General features: G+C 71.1%; 16 protein-coding genes. 8 read left to right on the top strand and 8 right to left on the bottom strand.

Annotated elements, in window-relative coordinates:
• Positions 1-4 precede the first annotated feature (4 nt).
• Entirely contained in the window at positions 5-565 is a 561-nt protein-coding gene (locus ACX80K_RS09000) for a TetR family transcriptional regulator (RefSeq protein WP_459271525.1), read from the bottom strand.
• Positions 566-653: 88 nt separating this feature from the next.
• On the opposite strand from ACX80K_RS09000, the gene ACX80K_RS08995 reads away from it, so the two are divergent.
• Positions 654-2129, top strand: a complete 1476-nt coding sequence (locus ACX80K_RS08995) for an MFS transporter (protein ID WP_459271524.1) — start codon at positions 654-656, stop codon at positions 2127-2129.
• A 1-nt stretch (position 2130) separates the two neighbouring features.
• Here the strand turns inward: ACX80K_RS08995 and ACX80K_RS08990 are convergent, their stop codons facing one another.
• Both ACX80K_RS08990 and ACX80K_RS08985 read right to left on the bottom strand, forming a co-directional pair.
• Positions 2131-2526 (bottom strand): DUF7793 family protein, encoded by a 396-nt coding sequence (locus ACX80K_RS08990; protein ID WP_459271523.1) that lies wholly within the window; start codon positions 2524-2526, stop codon positions 2131-2133.
• A 67-nt stretch (positions 2527-2593) separates the two neighbouring features.
• The gene (locus tag ACX80K_RS08985) at positions 2594-3379 is read right to left on the bottom strand and encodes a class I SAM-dependent methyltransferase (protein WP_459271522.1); all 786 of its coding nucleotides are present in this window, start codon (positions 3377-3379) and stop codon (positions 2594-2596) included.
• A gap of 145 nt (positions 3380-3524) precedes the next feature.
• On the opposite strand from ACX80K_RS08985, the gene ACX80K_RS08980 reads away from it, so the two are divergent.
• Entirely contained in the window at positions 3525-5771 is a 2247-nt protein-coding gene (locus tag ACX80K_RS08980; protein ID WP_459271521.1) for a putative bifunctional diguanylate cyclase/phosphodiesterase, read from the top strand.
• Positions 5772-5875: 104 nt separating this feature from the next.
• Positions 5876-6673 carry a response regulator transcription factor gene (locus tag ACX80K_RS08975; protein WP_459271520.1) on the top strand — a complete coding sequence of 266 codons (798 nt, stop codon included), beginning with the start codon at positions 5876-5878 and terminating at the stop codon, positions 6671-6673.
• Here the strand turns inward: ACX80K_RS08975 and ACX80K_RS08970 are convergent.
• Together ACX80K_RS08970 and ACX80K_RS08965 are read right to left on the bottom strand one after the other, a co-directional pair.
• Entirely contained in the window at positions 6643-7728 is a 1086-nt protein-coding gene (locus tag ACX80K_RS08970) for a signal peptidase I (protein ID WP_459271519.1), read from the bottom strand. The genes ACX80K_RS08975 and ACX80K_RS08970 overlap by 31 nt on opposite strands.
• Before the next feature lie 278 nt (positions 7729-8006).
• Positions 8007-9038 carry an LLM class flavin-dependent oxidoreductase gene (locus ACX80K_RS08965; protein ID WP_459271518.1) on the bottom strand — a complete coding sequence of 344 codons (1032 nt, stop codon included), beginning with the start codon at positions 9036-9038 and terminating at the stop codon, positions 8007-8009.
• Between the two features lie 335 nt (positions 9039-9373).
• Between ACX80K_RS08965 and ACX80K_RS08960 the strand changes: the two genes are divergently transcribed.
• Positions 9374-10084, top strand: a complete 711-nt coding sequence (locus tag ACX80K_RS08960; protein ID WP_459271517.1) for a GAF and ANTAR domain-containing protein — start codon at positions 9374-9376, stop codon at positions 10082-10084.
• A gap of 99 nt (positions 10085-10183) precedes the next feature.
• Here the strand turns inward: ACX80K_RS08960 and ACX80K_RS08955 are convergent, their stop codons facing one another.
• Together ACX80K_RS08955 and ACX80K_RS08950 are read right to left on the bottom strand one after the other, a co-directional pair.
• The gene (locus ACX80K_RS08955) at positions 10184-11068 is read right to left on the bottom strand and encodes a GAF domain-containing protein (protein ID WP_459271516.1); all 885 of its coding nucleotides are present in this window, start codon (positions 11066-11068) and stop codon (positions 10184-10186) included.
• Positions 11069-11202: 134 nt separating this feature from the next.
• Positions 11203-11652 (bottom strand): pyridoxamine 5'-phosphate oxidase family protein, encoded by a 450-nt coding sequence (locus ACX80K_RS08950; protein WP_459271515.1) that lies wholly within the window; start codon positions 11650-11652, stop codon positions 11203-11205.
• A gap of 291 nt (positions 11653-11943) precedes the next feature.
• Here ACX80K_RS08950 and ACX80K_RS08945 point away from each other — a divergent pair, with 291 nt between their 5' ends.
• Positions 11944-13026 carry a universal stress protein gene (locus ACX80K_RS08945; RefSeq protein WP_459271514.1) on the top strand — a complete coding sequence of 361 codons (1083 nt, stop codon included), beginning with the start codon at positions 11944-11946 and terminating at the stop codon, positions 13024-13026.
• 279 nt (positions 13027-13305) lie between these two features.
• Positions 13306-14967: a GAF domain-containing sensor histidine kinase gene (locus ACX80K_RS08940; protein ID WP_459271513.1), complete on the top strand. Its 1662-nt coding sequence runs from the start codon at positions 13306-13308 to the stop codon at positions 14965-14967.
• Here ACX80K_RS08940 and ACX80K_RS08935 read toward each other — a convergent pair.
• Positions 14964-15608, bottom strand: coding sequence for a response regulator (locus tag ACX80K_RS08935; protein WP_459271512.1), 645 nt, complete (start codon positions 15606-15608; stop codon positions 14964-14966). The genes ACX80K_RS08940 and ACX80K_RS08935 overlap by 4 nt on opposite strands.
• Before the next feature lie 240 nt (positions 15609-15848).
• Between ACX80K_RS08935 and ACX80K_RS08930 the strand changes: the two genes are divergently transcribed.
• Complete coding sequence (locus ACX80K_RS08930) at positions 15849-16340, top strand: universal stress protein (RefSeq protein WP_459271511.1); 492 nt, start codon at positions 15849-15851, stop codon at positions 16338-16340.
• Positions 16337-17179 carry a universal stress protein gene (locus ACX80K_RS08925; RefSeq protein WP_459271510.1) on the top strand — a complete coding sequence of 281 codons (843 nt, stop codon included), beginning with the start codon at positions 16337-16339 and terminating at the stop codon, positions 17177-17179. The genes ACX80K_RS08930 and ACX80K_RS08925 overlap by 4 nt, the downstream gene beginning before the upstream one ends.
• The last annotated feature ends 17 nt before the right edge of the window (positions 17180-17196 follow it).

Genomic DNA, 17196 nt, shown 5'->3' with positions numbered 1-17196 from the left:
GGGATCAGCCCGCCGGTCCGACGACCCGCCGGGCGGCCTCCACGGCGCAGGCGCGGTGCGCGGACAGCGGCGTCGTCGCGGCGTTCTCATGCGCCACGAGGGGAGCCTGCACCCAGGCCTGCGCGATGCCGAAGAGGATCGGGAGGAGTTCCTCCGGCACCCAGGACGCATCGACGTGGCCGAGGTCCTGCGCCTGCCGCACCGCCATCAGCTTGGCGTCCGGCGAGGTGCCGCCCGGGAGGTCGTAGTCCACGCCCTCGAGCCGCGCCCAGGTGAGCATGCGCAGGATGTCGGGGTGCTCGTACGCGTGGTCGAAGACGGCTCCCACGAAGGCCGGGACGTCGGCGGGGTCGAGCACCACGGCCTCGTGGAACTCGGCGGCATTGGTGTCGAGGACGGCCTGGAACAGGGCCGCCTTGTCGGTGAAATGCGCGTAGAGGCGTTCCTTGCTCGCCGAGGCCGCCCTCGCGATGCGGTCGATCCGTGCCCCTGCCAGTCCGTAGGTCGCGAACTCGGTCCTCGCGGCCAGGAGGATGCGGGAGCGGACGTCCGTCGGGGAAGGCATCCCTCGAGTATACCCAAACGAACTAGTTCGTTTGACTTTGGCGCGAGGCCGGACCTACTGTCGGATCGCCACCACTACGAGGAGATCCATGTCCGTCCCCACCCCGGGCCCGTCCACCCTGGATGATGCTGCCATCCCGAGAGCGGCCGCGAACCGCTGGCTCGTGCTCGCGATCGTCGCGCTCGCCCAGCTCACCGTCGTCCTCGACGGGACCATTGTCAACATAGCCCTGCCGCAGGCCCAGGCGGAGCTCGGCATGTCCGACAGCGACCGGAGCTGGGTCGTGACCCTCTACGCCCTCACCTTCGGGGCCCTCCTCCTCCTCGGCGGCCGGGTCGCCGACTTCTGGGGGAGGAAACGGTCCTTCCTCCTCGGCATGGGCGGCTTCGCGCTCGCCTCCGCCCTCGGCGGCATCGCAACGTCGGGCGACATGCTCCTCGTGGCCCGCGGCCTCCAGGGCGCCTTCGCCGCGCTGCTGGCTCCCGCCGCGCTCGCCATCCTCTCGGTGACCTTCCCGGGCGGCAAGGACCGCGTGCGGGCCTTCGCCGTGTACGGGACGATCGCCGGCGGTGGTGCGGCCGTCGGCCTCCTGCTCGGCGGCGTGCTGACCGAGTACACCAGCTGGCACTGGTGCCTGCTCGTGAACGTGCCGATCGCCGTCGTGGCCATCGCCGTCGGCATCCCCGTGCTCCGGGAGAGCCGCGCCGACGGGAGCACCCGCTACGACGTGCCGGGGGCCGTCCTCGTCAGTCTCGGTCTCGCCTCCGTGGTCTACGGTTTCTCGCGGGCCGAGGCCGGCTGGATCCGGCCCGACACCCTCGGGTTCCTCGCACTCGGCGTGGTGCTGCTGGCCCTGTTCGTCCTCGTCGAGTCCCGGGCGGCCCATCCCCTCCTGCCGCTGCGCATCGTCACGAACCGGGCGCGCGCCGGCGCATACCTGTCCTCCATCGCGGTCGGTGCGGCACTGCTGGGCGCGCTGCTCTACCTGACGCTCCACTTCCAGATCGTCCTCGGCATGAGTCCGCTCGTGTCCGGGCTGGCGTCCCTGCCCATGACGGCCGCGATCATCGTGTCCGCGGGTTTCGTGTCACGGCTCCTGCCCACGGTCGGTCCGCGCATCCTCATGACGGCCGGCCCCCTGATCGCCGCCGCGGGACTGCTCCTGCTGAGCCGCATCACGGTGGGCGGCTCGTACGCGCTCGAGGTGCTGCCCGCCCAGATCCTCCTGGGCATCGGCCTGGCCCTCGTCTTCGTGCCTCTCCAGAACGTCGCCCTGCTCGGTATCGCTCCGCGCGATTCGGGCGTCGCCAGCGCCGCGGTCACCGCGACGCAGCAGATCGGCGGTTCGATCGGCACGGCGGTCTTCACGGCGCTGTACACGGCCGGTGCGGGCGGCCTGGCGGGCGGCGCGGCCGGCGGGCTGCAGCCGCTCGTGGACGGGTATTCCGTGGTGTTCCTGGCTGCGGCGATCGCCCTCGCGCTCGCATCGCCCGTGTCCTGGTTCATGATCAACGTGCCGAGGGACGCCTTCACGACGTCGAACGAGGCCGTGCACCTCGGCTAGGTCACGCGCTGGCGGGGTGCTCGTGCGCCTCGCTCTGCAGCCAGGCGACGGCCAGGTGGCGCGATGTGAAGAACCGGGTGGGGCAGGGCGGTGAGTTCACGCCGAGGAAGAAGTTCGCGAGCATCCGGTCCACGGGCGACGACCCGAGCAGGGCGATCCGCGACGCGGCACAGGGGATGGCGAAGACCGCGCGGGCTGAACGCGTGACCGTCCTCGTGGTCTCCATGTCGACGAGCATGGGGTGGCCCGCGCCGGCGGCGAGGCCGTTGACGGCCGCCATGGCCCACTCGGCGTCCTCCGCCGTGATGGTGCAGTCCCGGTCCCACTCGAGGTGGAGGATCCCGTCGGGCAGCAGCTCGAGCGTGGCCTTGCCGCCCTCGATCGGTTGTGCGGGCATGGCCGGGCCTCCTGACGACGCTGAGGCTTCCGGACCGGAGGCCGTGCGTTCCCTGTGAGACCAAGGATCAGCGAGCGCCCATCATAGCGAAGTATCCGGGGATGCTGGTGCTGGTCCTCCCGCTCATCGGGACCGCCTCGATGGTGACCGGGCCGTCCGCGAGCACCGTCCAGGAGCCGTCGGGGAATGCTGCGCGGCGCTCGGCCCGGCCGAAATGGCCCGGCACCGGGATGCCGCCGATGGCGCGCTGGAGCGGAGCCGGGATGCTTCCCGGTCGGGCACCGAGGCTCTGCATGTAGGAGAGCGGGTTCCCCCGGAAGTTCGTCTCGGTCAGCAGCACGCGGCCCCGGCCGCCGACGATCTGCCGGAGATTGTCGCCGAGATCCCTCCGCTGCCGGGGCCGCAGCACGTGGAAGACCCCGCGGACGAAGACGTTCGCATCACCGTGCTCCTCCTGCAGCAGCCTGCCCGCGCCCGGCACGGTCAGGTCGAGGGTCCGGAACACGACCCCGGGCAGGCCCTCCGATTCGCCTGCCGCACGCCGGACGGCGCTCTCCGCGACGTCGACACCCAGGGCCGAGGGGAAACGCCCTGCCAGCCAGCGGGTCCACCGGCCGTTGCCGCACCCCACGTCGATGATCGGCAGGCCGCCATCCATGTGGCCCTCCATGGCGTGCGCGTACTGATCCGCCTCCGTGCCGATCTCGGCGTCCCACAGCACCTCCCCCTCGGTCCCCGTGCTGCGCACGCGGCTCCAGTACCCCTCCCAGGCCGCGGCAGGATCGCGCGGTGTCCGCTTGGCGAGGCGAGCCACTTCGGGCATCATCCGGAGCTGGTTGAGGATGTTGAGCATAGGAAGAGGGTACCGAGGGCCGCGCGTCCGCCGATCCAAGCCAAGCATTGCCGCAGGATACGGCGTCCGGGGACCGAAGATCGCCTCCGGTCCCCGGACGCCGACCTATGCTTTCGGCACCAGGACCACGACCGAGGAGAGTTCCATGCGGCGCGACGATGCACGCGTCGAGAGGCGTCCGATCGGGTGGGGCCCCTCCCGGGTGCTGATTCACGCGATGGGCGTCCTGATGGCGCTCTACACGGCGGGGCTCCTCCTCGGCGATCCTGAGACCTTCGATCCCCTGCTGGATGGCTGGCTCTCCATCCTGACCGAGCTGGCGGGCGTCGGCCTGTGTGTCAGCGCGGCGGTGCGGACACGGTTCGCCCAGCCCCGGATCGTCCTCGGCGCGGCGGCCGTGACCGCCTACACCGCCGGGGACGCCTACTACGCCGCGTCCCTCGGCAACGAGGAGGCGCTGGCCTACGCATCCCTCGCCGACGTGGCCTATCTCGCCTTCTACCCGCTCATGCTCGGGGCACTGGGCGTGGTGGTGGTCCGTCAGCTGAAGAGCCTGCTCTGGCCGCTGCTGCTGGAGAGCACGGTGGGAGCGCTGGCGGCCGCGTCGGTCATGGCCCTGATCCTCGCGCCCGTCCTGGGTCCGGGAGCCACGGCCGGCACGACGGTCGAGCTGATCGTCGCGGTCGTCTACCCGCTCCTCGACCTCCTCCTGATCACCGCCATCGCCGGCATCCTGGCGACCCGGGGCCTCGACATCGGCCCCCGCTGGCCCGTCCTCATCGGCGGCATGATCGTCTTCTCCGCCGCGGACGTCGCGTACGCGCTGGGCATGCAGGACTACGCGGTCGGCTCGATCCTCGACATCGGGTGGGTGGCGGGGGTCGTCGCCGTCGCCGTCTGGGTCGACGGCGCCGCGGACACCGGCCGTGCAACGCTCCGTCCTCGCCGCGGGGTGCCGGAGCTCGCCGCTCCCGTCGTGTCCACGGCCGCGGCGCTCGCCGTCCTGGTCGTCGGGAGCCAGGTGCGGATCCCGCTGCTCGCCGTGGTGTTCGCCGCCTCGACCCTGGCCCTCGCGGCCGTCCCGCTCGTGTTCCGGCACCGCATGCTCGTCCTGCTCGCGAGGACCGACGAGCTGACGGGCCTGCCCAACCGCCGCGCGCTGCTCTCCGATGTGCCCGACCGGCTCGCCGGCGGGAGCACCGGTGCGCTGCTCCTGCTCGACCTCGACCGCTTCAAGCACGTCAACGACGCGCTCGGGCACGACGTCGGCGACGCCCTCCTCGTGCAGGTGGGTGGCCGTTTCGCAGGTCAGCTGAGGCCGGGCGACCTGCTCGCGCGGCTGGGCGGCGACGAGTTTGCCGTGTTCCTCGAGGGCGTGTCGGAGGCGGAAGCGGTCTCGGCGGTACGGCGGCTGGAAGCCGAACTCGCGGAACCGGTGCGGGTGGGCACCGCCCTCCTGCAGGTCAGCGCCAGCATCGGCATAGCCCTGACGCCGCGGCACGGCACCGACCTGGGGCTGCTCCTGAGGAAGGCCGACATCGCCATGTTCCGTGCCAAATCCGGGCACACCGGCCACCACGTCTACGACGCCACGGACGACGACGACGGCGCCCTGCGGCTGCGGACGGTCCAGGAGCTCCGCACCGCACTGGCCGAGAACCAGTTCGAACTGCACTACCAGCCGCAGGTACGCCTCTCCGACCGCCGGATCACGGGGGTCGAGGCGCTGCTGCGCTGGAACCATCCGACGCGCGGCAGGCTGTCCCCGGCCGCCTTCGTGCCCCTCGCCGAGGAGGCGGGCCTGATGCCCGCGCTGTCGGAACTCGTGCTCGGGCGCGCCATCCGCCGGGCCGCCCACTGGCGGGCCGAGGGCCTCGACCTGACCGTCGCGGTGAACCTGTCGGGCTCCTGCATCCTGCCGTGCCTGCCCCACCAGATCCTCACCCTCCTCGAGCAGCACGGCGTGCCGCCGTCGTGCATCGTGCTCGAGATCACCGAGGACGTGCTGATGTGCACGCCGGCCGGCACCGCCGCGATCCTCGCGCGGCTGCGCGCCGAGGGCGTCCGGATCTCCATCGACGACTTCGGCACCGGCTACAGCTCCCTGGCCTACCTGCGGGACCTGCCCGTCGACGAACTGAAGCTCGACAAATCCTTCGTCACGGCCATGCGGGAGGGTCCGCGCGCCATCGGGCTGGTGGGCTCGATCATCGACCTGGCGCACAGCCTGGGCCTCCGGGTGGTCGCGGAGGGCGTCTGCGACGAACAGGTGCAGGAGGAGCTGCTCGCACGGGGATGCGACGTCGTGCAGGGGTTCCATCTCTCCGAGCCGCTGCCCGCCCGGGAGGTCTCGACCTGGATCGCCGCCCGCGGCGTGGGGGCGGACCGCTGAGGGCGGGCGGGCCCGGCCGGTCCGGCCGACCGATCGGCGAAAGAAACGCCCTGCCGGCCCCGACACGCTCGGTGGTTGATCCAACATCTGGCAGTGTGTCACCCATGACATCCGACCCCCATGCGCGCGTCGCACTCATCATCGAAGACGACGCCGATGTGCGGCAGCTGCTGGTCATGACACTCGGCATGAACGGCTTCACCACCTTCGAGGCGGAGAACGGACGACAGGGCGTCGCCCTCGTACGGGAGCACCGCCCCGACCTCGTGACCCTCGACCTGAACCTGCCGGACATCGACGGGGTGGAGGTGTGCCGCCAGATCCGACCGCTCACCGACGCGTACGTCGTCATGATCACGGCGCGGCAGGACGAGATCGACCGCCTCATCGGCCTCGAGATCGGCGCGGACGACTTCGTCGTCAAGCCCTTCAGTCCGCGTGAGGTCGGCGCCCGCGTGAACGCCATGTTCCGCCGCCCGCGGAGCACCGGCCGCGACGGCTCGCAGCCCCGGGCCGACGCCGGGACAGCGGTGGCGCCGCAGCCTGCTGCGGTCGCCACGGTGACGGTCGGACAGCCGGTCCAGGCCGGGAACCTGCTGACCCATGGGCCCATCGACATCGACACGGAAGGCCGGATCGCCCAGCTCGACGGCGTCGAGCTGCCGCTCACGCGGATCGAGTTCGATCTCCTGGCGACGCTCGTCTCGGGTCCGCGGCGCGTCTGGCAGCGGGAGACCCTGCTCGCCCGCATCTGGGGCGACGGCTGGGTCAACGACCAGCACCTCGTGGAGGTGCATATCCGGAACCTGCGGAAGAAGCTGGGCGAGGACACCAAGGCCCCGCGCTTCATCCGGACCGTCCGCGGGGTCGGTTACCGCATGATCCCGCCGAGTGCGGCCTGAAACTCCCCGCTCAGGATCAGCAACCGTGCGACGATCGCCCGGTGCTCACGCGGCTCGTCGATCAATCCCATCGCCGCGGACGAGCCCTCCTCGAGCCGGCGTGCGCCGACCATCGACGCGCTGACGTTCAGGCTGAGCAGTGCGACGACCGCGGCATCGGCATCGCGGGAGGCGAAGGCGTCCTCGACGGCACGGACCCGCTGCGGGAGCAGGTCAGCGAACGCCCCGGCGAACTGCAGTGCACCGGCCCGGCTCGCCAGTTCCTCCCCGAGCCCCTCGAGGACCGCCCGGTCGAGCGCAGGAGCCCCGACGCGGTCCGGAGTGGGGCCCGGGGCGGGGCCCAGGTCGCCTCGCCCGGCAGGGTCGACCGTTCCGACCACCCCGTCGGCGTCGTCCCCGGCATCCTGCTCGGCGGAGTCCTGGCCGGGGCGTGACCAGATCATGAGGAGCAGGGCACCGACGAGCACCGCGGGGATGCCGTAGACCAGGACGTGGCTGACCACCGGGGTGCGGAGGGCGCGGATCGCGTTGCCGACCTGGGGGATCACCGCCCGGGCCTCGTAGACGGATTCACCCTCGAGTGTGGCGATCCACGGGTCCACGGATCCGTTGGCATCACCCTTGGTCCGCACGGCGGTGGTGCCGTCGGCCCCCCGGATGACCTCGACCACGCGGTGGGTCTCCACGCGGTGGTCCTCGACCGGGATGTGGTAGCTGATGACGTCCCCGACGGCGATCCCGCTGACGGGCTGCAGCGTGGTGACCACGACGTCGCCCGGGACGATCTCGGGCGCCATGCTGCCGGTGAGCATCGTGGCCGTCTGGTACCCGAGGAAGCGGGGGCCGATGGCGAAGAACAGGACGGCGATGACGGCGAGCACCATGAGCAGCGTGCCGAGGAGGCTCGCCAGTCGCTGGACGAAGGACCGCCGCTGCGCCGCGCAGGCCGGTCCGGCCGGAACGGTCCCGGGGCCGGCTTCCGGGGCGACGGCGGGGCGGAGGGCGTGCCGGGAGGCCCGCATCCCCGGGGTGGACGGGAGGTCGATCGTCGTCACGCCTGCTCCTTCCTACTGCCGCTGGTGCGGAGCAGCCGCTGTGCTGCGTCCGGTTCCCGATGGAGCTGCCCGCCGGCTCCGGTGGACGGTCCGGAACCGGCGGGAAGATCTCGGAGTGCTGTGCTCCTGAGGTCCACTCTCCCCGACCGCGCTCAAACGCGACGTGCCCGAACTGCGAAAGAAGACCGAAGAAAGAGCGAAGGCCGCGCCGACACCCACGGGGACGCCGGAGGGCGGGCATCCTTCTGCCCGCCCTCCGATGGATCGATGGGGAACCCCTACGCGAGCATCTCCCGCACGAGGGGGATGACCTTCGTGCCGTACAGCTCGATGCTGTGCATGAGCTTCTCGTGCGGCAAGGGACCCGCGCTGTACTTCAGGTCGAAACGGTCGATCCCGAGGACCCGCGCCGTCGCCGCGATCTTCCGGGCGACCGTCTCCGGCGAGCCGACGTACAGCGAGCCGGCGTCGGCCTCCTGGTCGAACTCCGCGCGCGTCGTGGGCCCCCAGCCGCGCTCGCGGCCGATGCGGTCGCGCATGATCCGGTTGTCCGGCCAGAGTTCCTCGCGGGCCTGCTCGTCCGAGTCCGCGATGTAACCCGGCGAGTGGACGCCGATGGGCAGGGTGGGCCGGCCGAGCTGGTCGAGCGCACGATGGTAGAGGTCCACGTAGGGGGCGAAGCGGGCAGGGGCGCCACCGATGATCGCGAGCATCAGCGGCATGCCGTAGCGAGCGGCCCGCACCACCGATTCGGGGCTGCCGCCGACACCGATCCACGTCTTGAGGCGCCCGCCCTCGGTCTTCGGGTACACCTCGTGGTTCTCGAGCCCGGGACGCGTACTGCCCGACCAGGTGACGGGGCCCTCCTTGATCAGCTCCGAGAAGAGATCGAGCTTCTCCTCGAAGAGCCGCTCGTAGTCGGAGAGGTCGTAGCCGAAGAGGGGGAAGGACTCGGTGAAGGACCCGCGCCCGAGGATGACCTCGGCCCGGCCGTTCGAGGCGGCGTCGAGTGTGGCGAAGCGCTGGTAGACGCGGACGGGGTCGTCGGAGCTGAGGACGGTGACGGCCGACCCGAGGCGGATGCGCTCGGTCTGCCCGGCGATGGCTGCGAGGACCGTCTCCGGGGCGGAGACGGCGAAGTCGTCGCGGTGGTGCTCGCCGAGGCCGATGAAGTCGACGCCGACCTCGTCGGCGAGGACGCCCTCGGCGATGACGTTGCGGATGACCTGCGGGTAGGGAAGCGGCCGGCCGTCCTCCCCGCGCGTGACGTCCCCGAAGGTGTCGAGACCGAGTTCCAGTTCGCGTGCCATGGCTGTGCTCCCGTGGTTTCCGTGCGGCCCACCGTGGGCCTGCTGGTAGAACGGGCCGCACCCGGTCGTTATTCCATGCATATGTATGTACCCGAGGGGAGCCGGAGGGTCGCCGACTCGCTCCGGGTCGACGGGAGCATCGGAAGCCGCCCCACCGGCAGATCCGGGAGATTTGCACCTCGTCCGCCGCGCGCCCCTATGATGAGTTCGCGTTCAGAAGCGGGCGCACACCGAACGGGTCCTCTGCGACCCATGACCTCGGGGTTCATGACCATGCCTCCTTCGGGCACCACCTCCTTCCTCGCCGCGGCGAGCCTCCCCCGCAGGTGCGCCTCATGAGGACCGGCGACGACTCCCAGGATCTGTTGCTGCAGGATCGGGGCATCGCGGATTTCCTGCAGCATCTGGCGGCGCTGGGGGAGAAGCTCTTCGGCGACGAGGGTGAGGTGCCGTGCGGGCTGATGTCCCAGCGCGGCAACAGGAGGTCGACGGTGGCCAGCAGCTCCCCGACCGCCGAGGTCCTCAACGAGGGCCAGTCCCGGGTGGGCGAGGGTCCGGCGCTGGAGGCGTCGGCGACCGGGGAGGTCGTGGTGGTCGAGGACGCCTCGACCGACGCGCGGTGGGCGCAGTACTTCCGCCTCAATGACGCGCTGGGATTCGCGTCCGCGCTCGCGGCGCCGTTGCGGCTGGGTACCGAGGGTGTGGGCGTGCTGACGTTCTATGCCCGGCCGCGGTCGTTCTTCACGCGCGAGCGGCAGCGGATGGTGGGGGTGTTCGTGGAGCAGGCGAGCCGGGCGCTGGAGATGGCGATGCGGGTGGCCCGGCACCAGGACGCGTCCGAGGATCTGCTGCAGGCGATGGAGTCGCGGACGAGTATCGACATCGCGATCGGCATCATCATCGCGCAGAACCGGTGCACCCAGGAGGAGGCGTTCGCGTTGCTGAAGAGTGCCTCGAACTCACGGAACACGAAGCTCCGCGAGGTCGCGGAGTCCCTGATCGTGCAGGCCACCGGGAAGGCCTCGAGCACCCACTTCACCAACTGACCCGAGCCACCCGGGGGCGCGGGGTCTCCGTCCCGGACGGCAGGCACGACAGGGTGACGGAGGTGTCAGCCCTGCAGAGGCTCCGGGATGTACTCGGAGTCAGGGATCGGGCGATCCGATCCATATCTCGATCTGGACCTGCGCGGCGCGGAGCCGGAGGTCCCGCTCGTCCGTCTCGTCGAAGGATCTGGGACGGTCGTCGATCAGGCAGAGGGTCCCGATCCTCCACCCGTCGGCGCTGCAGATGGGATGACCGGCGTAGAAGCGCACGTTCGGCGCGCCGACGACCAGCGGATGGTCGCTGAAGTCCGGTGACGCCGCGGCATCGGGGATGACGAGGGTCCGGTCGGCCTCGATGGTCCGGGCGCAGAGGGCGACGAATCGCGGCAGGTCCTGCCCGATGGGTCCTGCGACGGACTTGATCACCTGGCGGTCCTCGGTGATCAGCGCGATGGACGCCGAGCTCACCCCGAAGTGTCGGCGGGCTTCGGCCGTGAACCGGTCGAAGCGGTCCTCCGCGCCCCTGTCCAGCAGGCCCGTCTCGAACAGCGCACGACACCGGCGCTCCTCGTCCTCGTCCTCGCGGTCCTCGCTGTCCTCGTCCTCGCCGGGGGGAGTACTCCCGTCGCACGCGATGCCGCCCGGTTCGGTGCGGGCGGGACGGTCGAACCGGTACCCCTCGGGGGAGAGGATGAGTCTGCGGAGCGACTCGGCGAATCCGGACTCCTCGGCCACGAGATCGGTGCTGTAGTGGGCGCCGTCCAGGGGCAGGTCCCGCGCGCTGATCAGGTGGTTGATGGCGTGGGCCACGAGGTCCCGTTCGAGCGCGGGAAGGACGGTCATGCCTGCCAGGTAACCGGCCACCTCGACCTCGTCGTGGTAGCCGCCGATGCTCAGGTAGGCCACCCAGACGTCGGCGCCGGAGAGGCCGGCGGCGGCGACCGTCTCGATGGCCGTCCACTGCTGCACGTACTCGCTGATCACAGGGTGCACTTCCCGCCCAGTCCGGCAGGGACAGGCCGCACCGGACTGTCCTCAGGGTCAACCCTAGGTCGGACCGCCCCGTGACGCGCCGGAAGAAGCCGGTTGCATGCGGTGGACAGCGGCACCACGACGCACTAGTGCGCGGTACCGACCCGGCGGCCCCGGACGTGTGCGGGTGCCAGGCTGTAGAAGACGTCCCGCTGCCCCGACGCCCACGGCTCGTCGACGGATCTACCCCACAGCGTCGTCAGGAGCGCCGGATCCTCCACCCGGGTCGCGGGGCCGTTGAGGAGGATGGTCCAGCCGGTGCGGGCGTCGCCGTCCACGTGGTCGAGCTGGAATGCAGCATGGTCCAGGTAGCTGGTGGCGATGGTGCCGTCGGCGGAGGTGCGGAAGTACACGTGCTCGTCCAGGACGACGTAGTTCACGGGGAAGATGTCCAGGAGACCGTCCCGGAAGAAACCGAGTCGGCCCGTGGACCGTGTCGTCGCCAGGGCCCAGCATTCGGAAGGCGCGAGCTCTTCGGAGGTGCGCAGCGCCCCGGGCGAGTTCCAGTAGGCATCCTGGTCGGGTGTGGTCGTCATGGTGGGTCCTTGTCCCTCGGTGGGATCGCCTGCCGGTGGTTCGAGGCCGCGACGGATGCGGGAGTGCATCCGCTGCCTCGGACCGGCGATGGTGCCCGGCGATCTCCTCAGGTGAACCGTACGGAGGAATGACCGGCCCGATCAGGGTCGAAAGGCCCTGACCGGGCTGCCGGTTTGCGGCGACGGTTAAGGGGAGTGCTCTCCCCCCGGGTATTCGGTATCGACCGACCAGAGGCCCTCGTGCTGCAGGAGGATGCCTCTGCGGTCGCGTCAACGGTAAGGACACGGCAGATGACAATCCCGGCACCGCAGTATCGACCGACCACGAGCAGGCGTTCAGGGTCCGCTTCCCGACCCTCGTCCGTCGGGTCCGCACATCAGCTCGACGACGGCGCCCCGAAGCGGGAACCAGCGGTTCCGGTGCTGACGGCCACCCCGGGGGAGCCGGTGCCGCCGCACCCGGCGGACCGGCGGGCGATCCTCGTCGCCGTGCGGGGCGCCCTGTGCCTGAACCCGTCGCTCGAGTGGGCGGCGCGTCGGGCGCGGTCGGCGGACCTCCCGCTGACGCTGGTGCACGCCGTCCCGGCTGCCGATTCGGTGCCTCCCGGCACGTGCTACGCCGACGTGGTCGCTGCGGGCAGCAGGATGCTGCAGGACGAGGCCGCCCGGTGGTCGGCCCGATACCCGACGCTGCGGGTGGGCACCTACCTCCACTGCGGGGATGTCGTCCACGCTCTCCTGGGGCTGTCGGCCGATGCGTCCCTGCTGGTCCTGGGCGCGGATCGCATGAACACCCTCACCGGCGTGTTCGAGGGCTCGGTGGCCATCCAGGTGGTGCTGGGTTCACTGGCTCCGGTCCTGATCATCCCCGCAGGTCACAGGGACAGCGGCGACCGGAACGGTACCGCCCACGGCCACGTGGTGGTGGGCGTCGACGGTTCCGGTGAATCCTATGCGGCGCTGGCCCGGGCAGCGGCCGAAGCGCATCGGTCGGGTGCCGCGCTGCGCGTCGTCGCGGCGGTGAAACCGGGATCGCCCGCCTCGGATGCGCTGGCCGCGAGCGCTCCCGGGATGCTGCGGTCGATCCACGCCGCCTACCCCTCCCTGGGGGTGAGCTGGATCGTGGACGTGCTGCGGACGCCCGCCCGCGCCCTGATGCGCCACAGCCGGGACGCCGAGCTGCTCGTGATCGGCCGTCATGGATGCGGTGCCAGGGCGGGGATGGGGGTCGGCTCGGTCACGCACACACTCCTCCTGCGGCCGCCCTGCCTGACGCTCGTCGTCACGTCGCCCGAACGGGCCGCACCCGGCGGCGACGCCGACGCGGGGATCGCCCGGGGTGCGACGCATCGGTCGCCGCCGGTGGCGGAATGAACGCCCGCCCGAACGCCCGCGGACACGCCGCGCGAACCGGCCCCGCACGTCCGCCTGCCTGCCGGGATGCCGTCCGCCTCCTGGCCTGCAAGGGCTTTCTCCGCCGGGGGTCGCTCCACGTACCGTGACACTATGAGGGGGACGCTGGGGCTGTCGGAGCCCCATGACCCTGTTCACGCCGCTTGCCGTCCGTGACCTCGCCATCGTCAGCCCGAGGATCGCATCGGCGAGCAGCGGATCCCCGGGACGAGGCACACCAGAACACTTTGGGAGCGTCCAGTGGTCGCACCGTCCAAGCACCCATCAGCAACCGTCCTCGATGACGAGCCGGCCGGTGGAGCCACCGCCGGGATCGGCAACCTGCTCGCGGCCTTCGCCGCCATGGCCGACGACATCGACCTGGACACCGTCCTCGAACGCGTGATCGCGGCCTCCTGCCAGCTGGTCGATGCCCGGTTCGGGGCCCTGGGGGTGATCGGCCCGGACGGGACCCTGGGGCAGTTCATCACCGTCGGGCTGGACGGTGACGAGATCACGAGGATCGGCCCGCCGCCGAAGGGCGACGGCGTACTGGGGCTGCTCCTCGCCGATCCCTACCCCCTCCGGCTCCACGACCTGCGAGCGCACGATCTCGCCGTGGGGTTCCCGGAGCATCATCCGCAGATGAGTTCGTTCCTCGGCGTCCCAATCCGGACCCACGGCACGGTCTTCGGGAACCTGTACCTCACGGAGAAGAACGGGGGAGAGGACTTCACCGACACCGACGAGGAACTGCTCGTCGCCCTGGCGGCCGCGGCCGGCGTCGCCATCGAGAATTCGCGCCTCTTCGACGACTCGACGCGGCGGACGCGATGGCTCGAGGGCGGCCTGAACGCAGCACGTGAACTCCTCGAGCAGACCGACCACGTCCGCAACGACCTCGAGCTGGTCGCCCATCACGCGCTGCACGCATCGCACAGCGACCTCACGGTCGTGCTGCGTGACTTCGGCCATCAGCGGGGCCTCATCTGCGAGGCCGCCGGCGGCGTGCATGGCGGTTCCTTCATCGGACGATCAGGGGCCCACAGCGCGCTGCTCGACGGGCTGACGGCGCAATCACCGCCGCTCCTGCTGACGGAGGAGGACATCGATCGCCTGCTGCCGGGAGCGCCACCGGCCACCATCTCGACGGCCCTCCTCACACGCCTCGCGGGGACGGGGGAACGCCAGTTCCTCCTCTTCGGCAGGCCGGCGGAATTCCCGCCCTTCTCCGACGTCGACCATGAGATGGTCCGCTCCTTCACCTCCCATGTGTCGCTCGCCCTGGAGCTGCTCCGGGTCCATCGGCAGCGGGAGCAGGAGGCGGTCTTCGGGGACCGGGACCGGATCGCCCGCGACCTCCACGACCTGGTGATCCAGCGGCTCTTCGCGGCCGGCCTCAGTATCCAGAGCCTCCGCAAGTACCTGTCGGAGCGCGAGCCCCTCGACCGGATCGAGGCCGTCACCGCCGAACTCGACGCGACGATCCGGGAGCTGCGCGACACCATCTACTCGCTGCGCTCCGTCCCGCAGGGCACCCAGACGTTCACCTCCAGCATCTTCGCCCTCGTGGCGGCGGCCTTCCACGGCCACGATCTCCAACCCGTCCTGCAGCTCTCCGGGCCCCTCGACGCCGTCATCGATCCGGAGTGCGGCGACCAGGTGCGGGCGATCCTTCTCGAGGGCCTGTCCAATGCGCTCCGCCACGCGGGTGCGCAGTCCATCACGACGACGCTGCAGGCCCTGCCGGACCGCCTCGAGCTGAGGATCACCGACGACGGGTCCGGGTTCGAGCAGGCGCCGTCCCGCAGCGGGCTGGCGAACATGCGGCGTCGGGCCGAACTCTGTGGAGGCACCCTGGCCATCGTGAGTCCCCCGGGCGGGGGGACGGATGTCCTGCTCACGGTGGCCCTGGGCAGCTAACGGGAGGAGGTGCCCGAAGGGGTGGAGATGTAGATGGCGGCCTGGGTCCGCCGCTGGAAACCGAGCTTCGCCAGGAGCGAGGACACGTAGTTCTTGACCGTCTTCTCGGCCAGGAACAGCTCGGCGCCGATCTGGCGATTCGTCAGCCCGCCCCCGATCAGGGTGAGGACCTTCTTCTCCTGCGCCGTCAGTCCGGCCAGCCGTACGTCCTCCTGCGGGGCGTCCCGCAGCCCGGCGATGATGCGGCTCTTCATGCCGGGCTCGAACAGGGACTCGCCCGCGGCGGCCCTGCGTGCCTTGCCGACCAGGTCGGAGCCGAGGATCTCCTTCAGGATGTATCCGGACGCCCCGGCCAGTACCGCGCCGCGCACCGCCTGGTCGTCGTCGTAGCTGGTCAGGATGACACACGACAGGGACGGGTCGATCGAGCGCACATCCCGGCACACCTCGATCCCCGTCCCGTCCGGCAGCCTCGCATCGAGGATCGAGATGTCGGGCGACAGGGCAGGGATCCGGCGCGTCGCTTCCTCGGCGGAGCCGGATTCCCCGACGATCACGCACCCCTCCGCCTCGAGCAGTTCCCGCAGTCCCCGCCGCACCAGCTCGTGGTCGTCGAGGAGGAACACCGTGACGTCCTTCATCTGCTGATCCTGATCGTCCGCATCGCGCATCCTTACATCTCATCCAGCGGCTGACCCGTCGTGGATCTCCGATGACACCGACTATCAGCATGCCCCCTGCCGGCCCGGTCCGACAGGGCCTTACGTCCTGTCGATCGGGGGTGGCGGACCGCGGATGGAGGGGACGTAAGGCCCTAGCCCCCCGCTGCGGGACCGGGAACGATCGAGGGAGCAGCATCTCCGCCCAGCAAAGGACCGATCATGGACGCACCCGCCACTTCCCGCGCGCGAGTCATCGTCGTCGGGGTCGATGGTTCCCCGTCGTCGATCGCCGCGCTGCAGCTCGCCGTCAGCCTCATGCCCCTCGCCGGCGACACCATCCACGCGCTCGCGGTCTGGCAGCACCCCATCGCCTTCGGCCGCTACTCACCGCCCGTGGAGCACGACTACGAGGGACTCGCCCGCAAGGCCCTGGACCAGGCGGTGACCGAGGCGTTCCCCCAGGGCACCCCCGCCATCGAGCGCAGGGTCGTGCGCGGCCTCGCCGTGGAGGTCCTCATCCAGGAGAGCAGGCATGCCGCGATGGTCGTCGTCGGCTCCCGCGGTCATGGCGGGTTCGCCGGACTGCTCCTGGGGTCCGTCAGCTCCGCACTGGCAGAGCGGGCGCAGTGCCCGGTCCTCGTCTCCCACGGCGCCCTCCACCTCGCCGAGGGTGAGACCACCGCCCTGCCGCCCGTCCGGACGTCGGCATGACCCCGGCCGGCATCCCGGTCAAACCGGTGATCGTCGGCTACGACGGCTCGGACGGCTCCCGGCTCGCCGTCCAGTGGGCAGCCCACCACGCAGCAGCCGCAGGCCTGGGCCTCGTCGTCGTGCACTGCTGGGTCTGGCCGTTCTTCACGCAGGACCTCGGCCCGGTCCCGGCCGTCAAGGACAGCGGCCTGCAGAGCGCGGCGGAGCGGATGGCCGCCGACGGGCTCGACCTCGCGCGACAGGCCGAGCCCGACGTCGACGCGAGCCAACGGCTCATCGTCGGCTTCCCTTCGGAGGTGCTCACCCGGCTCTCGGCGGAAGCCTCCCTGCTCGTCACCGGCACCCGCGGGCTCGGAGGGTTCGCGGGCCTGCTCATCGGGTCGGTCAGCCTCCACCTCGCCGCCACCGCGTCCTGCCCCATCGCGGTCATCCGCGACGATCGACCCGCCGAGGGCGATGTCCTGGTGGCGGTCGACGGGTCCCCGGAGAGCGACCGCGCCGTCATCGCGGCAGCGGAGCTGGCGGCCACCCTGCACACCCAGCTGCGCATCCTGCACGTCAGGCCCTACAGTCGGCATGCCGCCGCCCGGCTCGCCGACCTCGAGAGCGACCCCGTCATCCAGCGCGCCCTGAAACTCCTGCCCGGCGACACGGACCTGACCGTCATCGAGGACTCGTTCGCCGAACACTCGGTACCCGGCGTCATCGTCCACCACACGCGCGGGGCCATGTGCGTGGTGCTCGGGGCGAAGGGCGACAACACCCTCGGCGCCCGCCTCGGATCCACGGTCCACGCCGTGCTGCACCACGCCAAGGGGAACGTCCTCGTCGTCCGGTGACCGGGGACGGTGACAGG

The organism is Arthrobacter sorbitolis (genome assembly GCF_054510995.1).
Note: the sequence above shows the minus strand (reverse complement) of the source record. Positions and strands in the feature narration are given on the sequence as shown.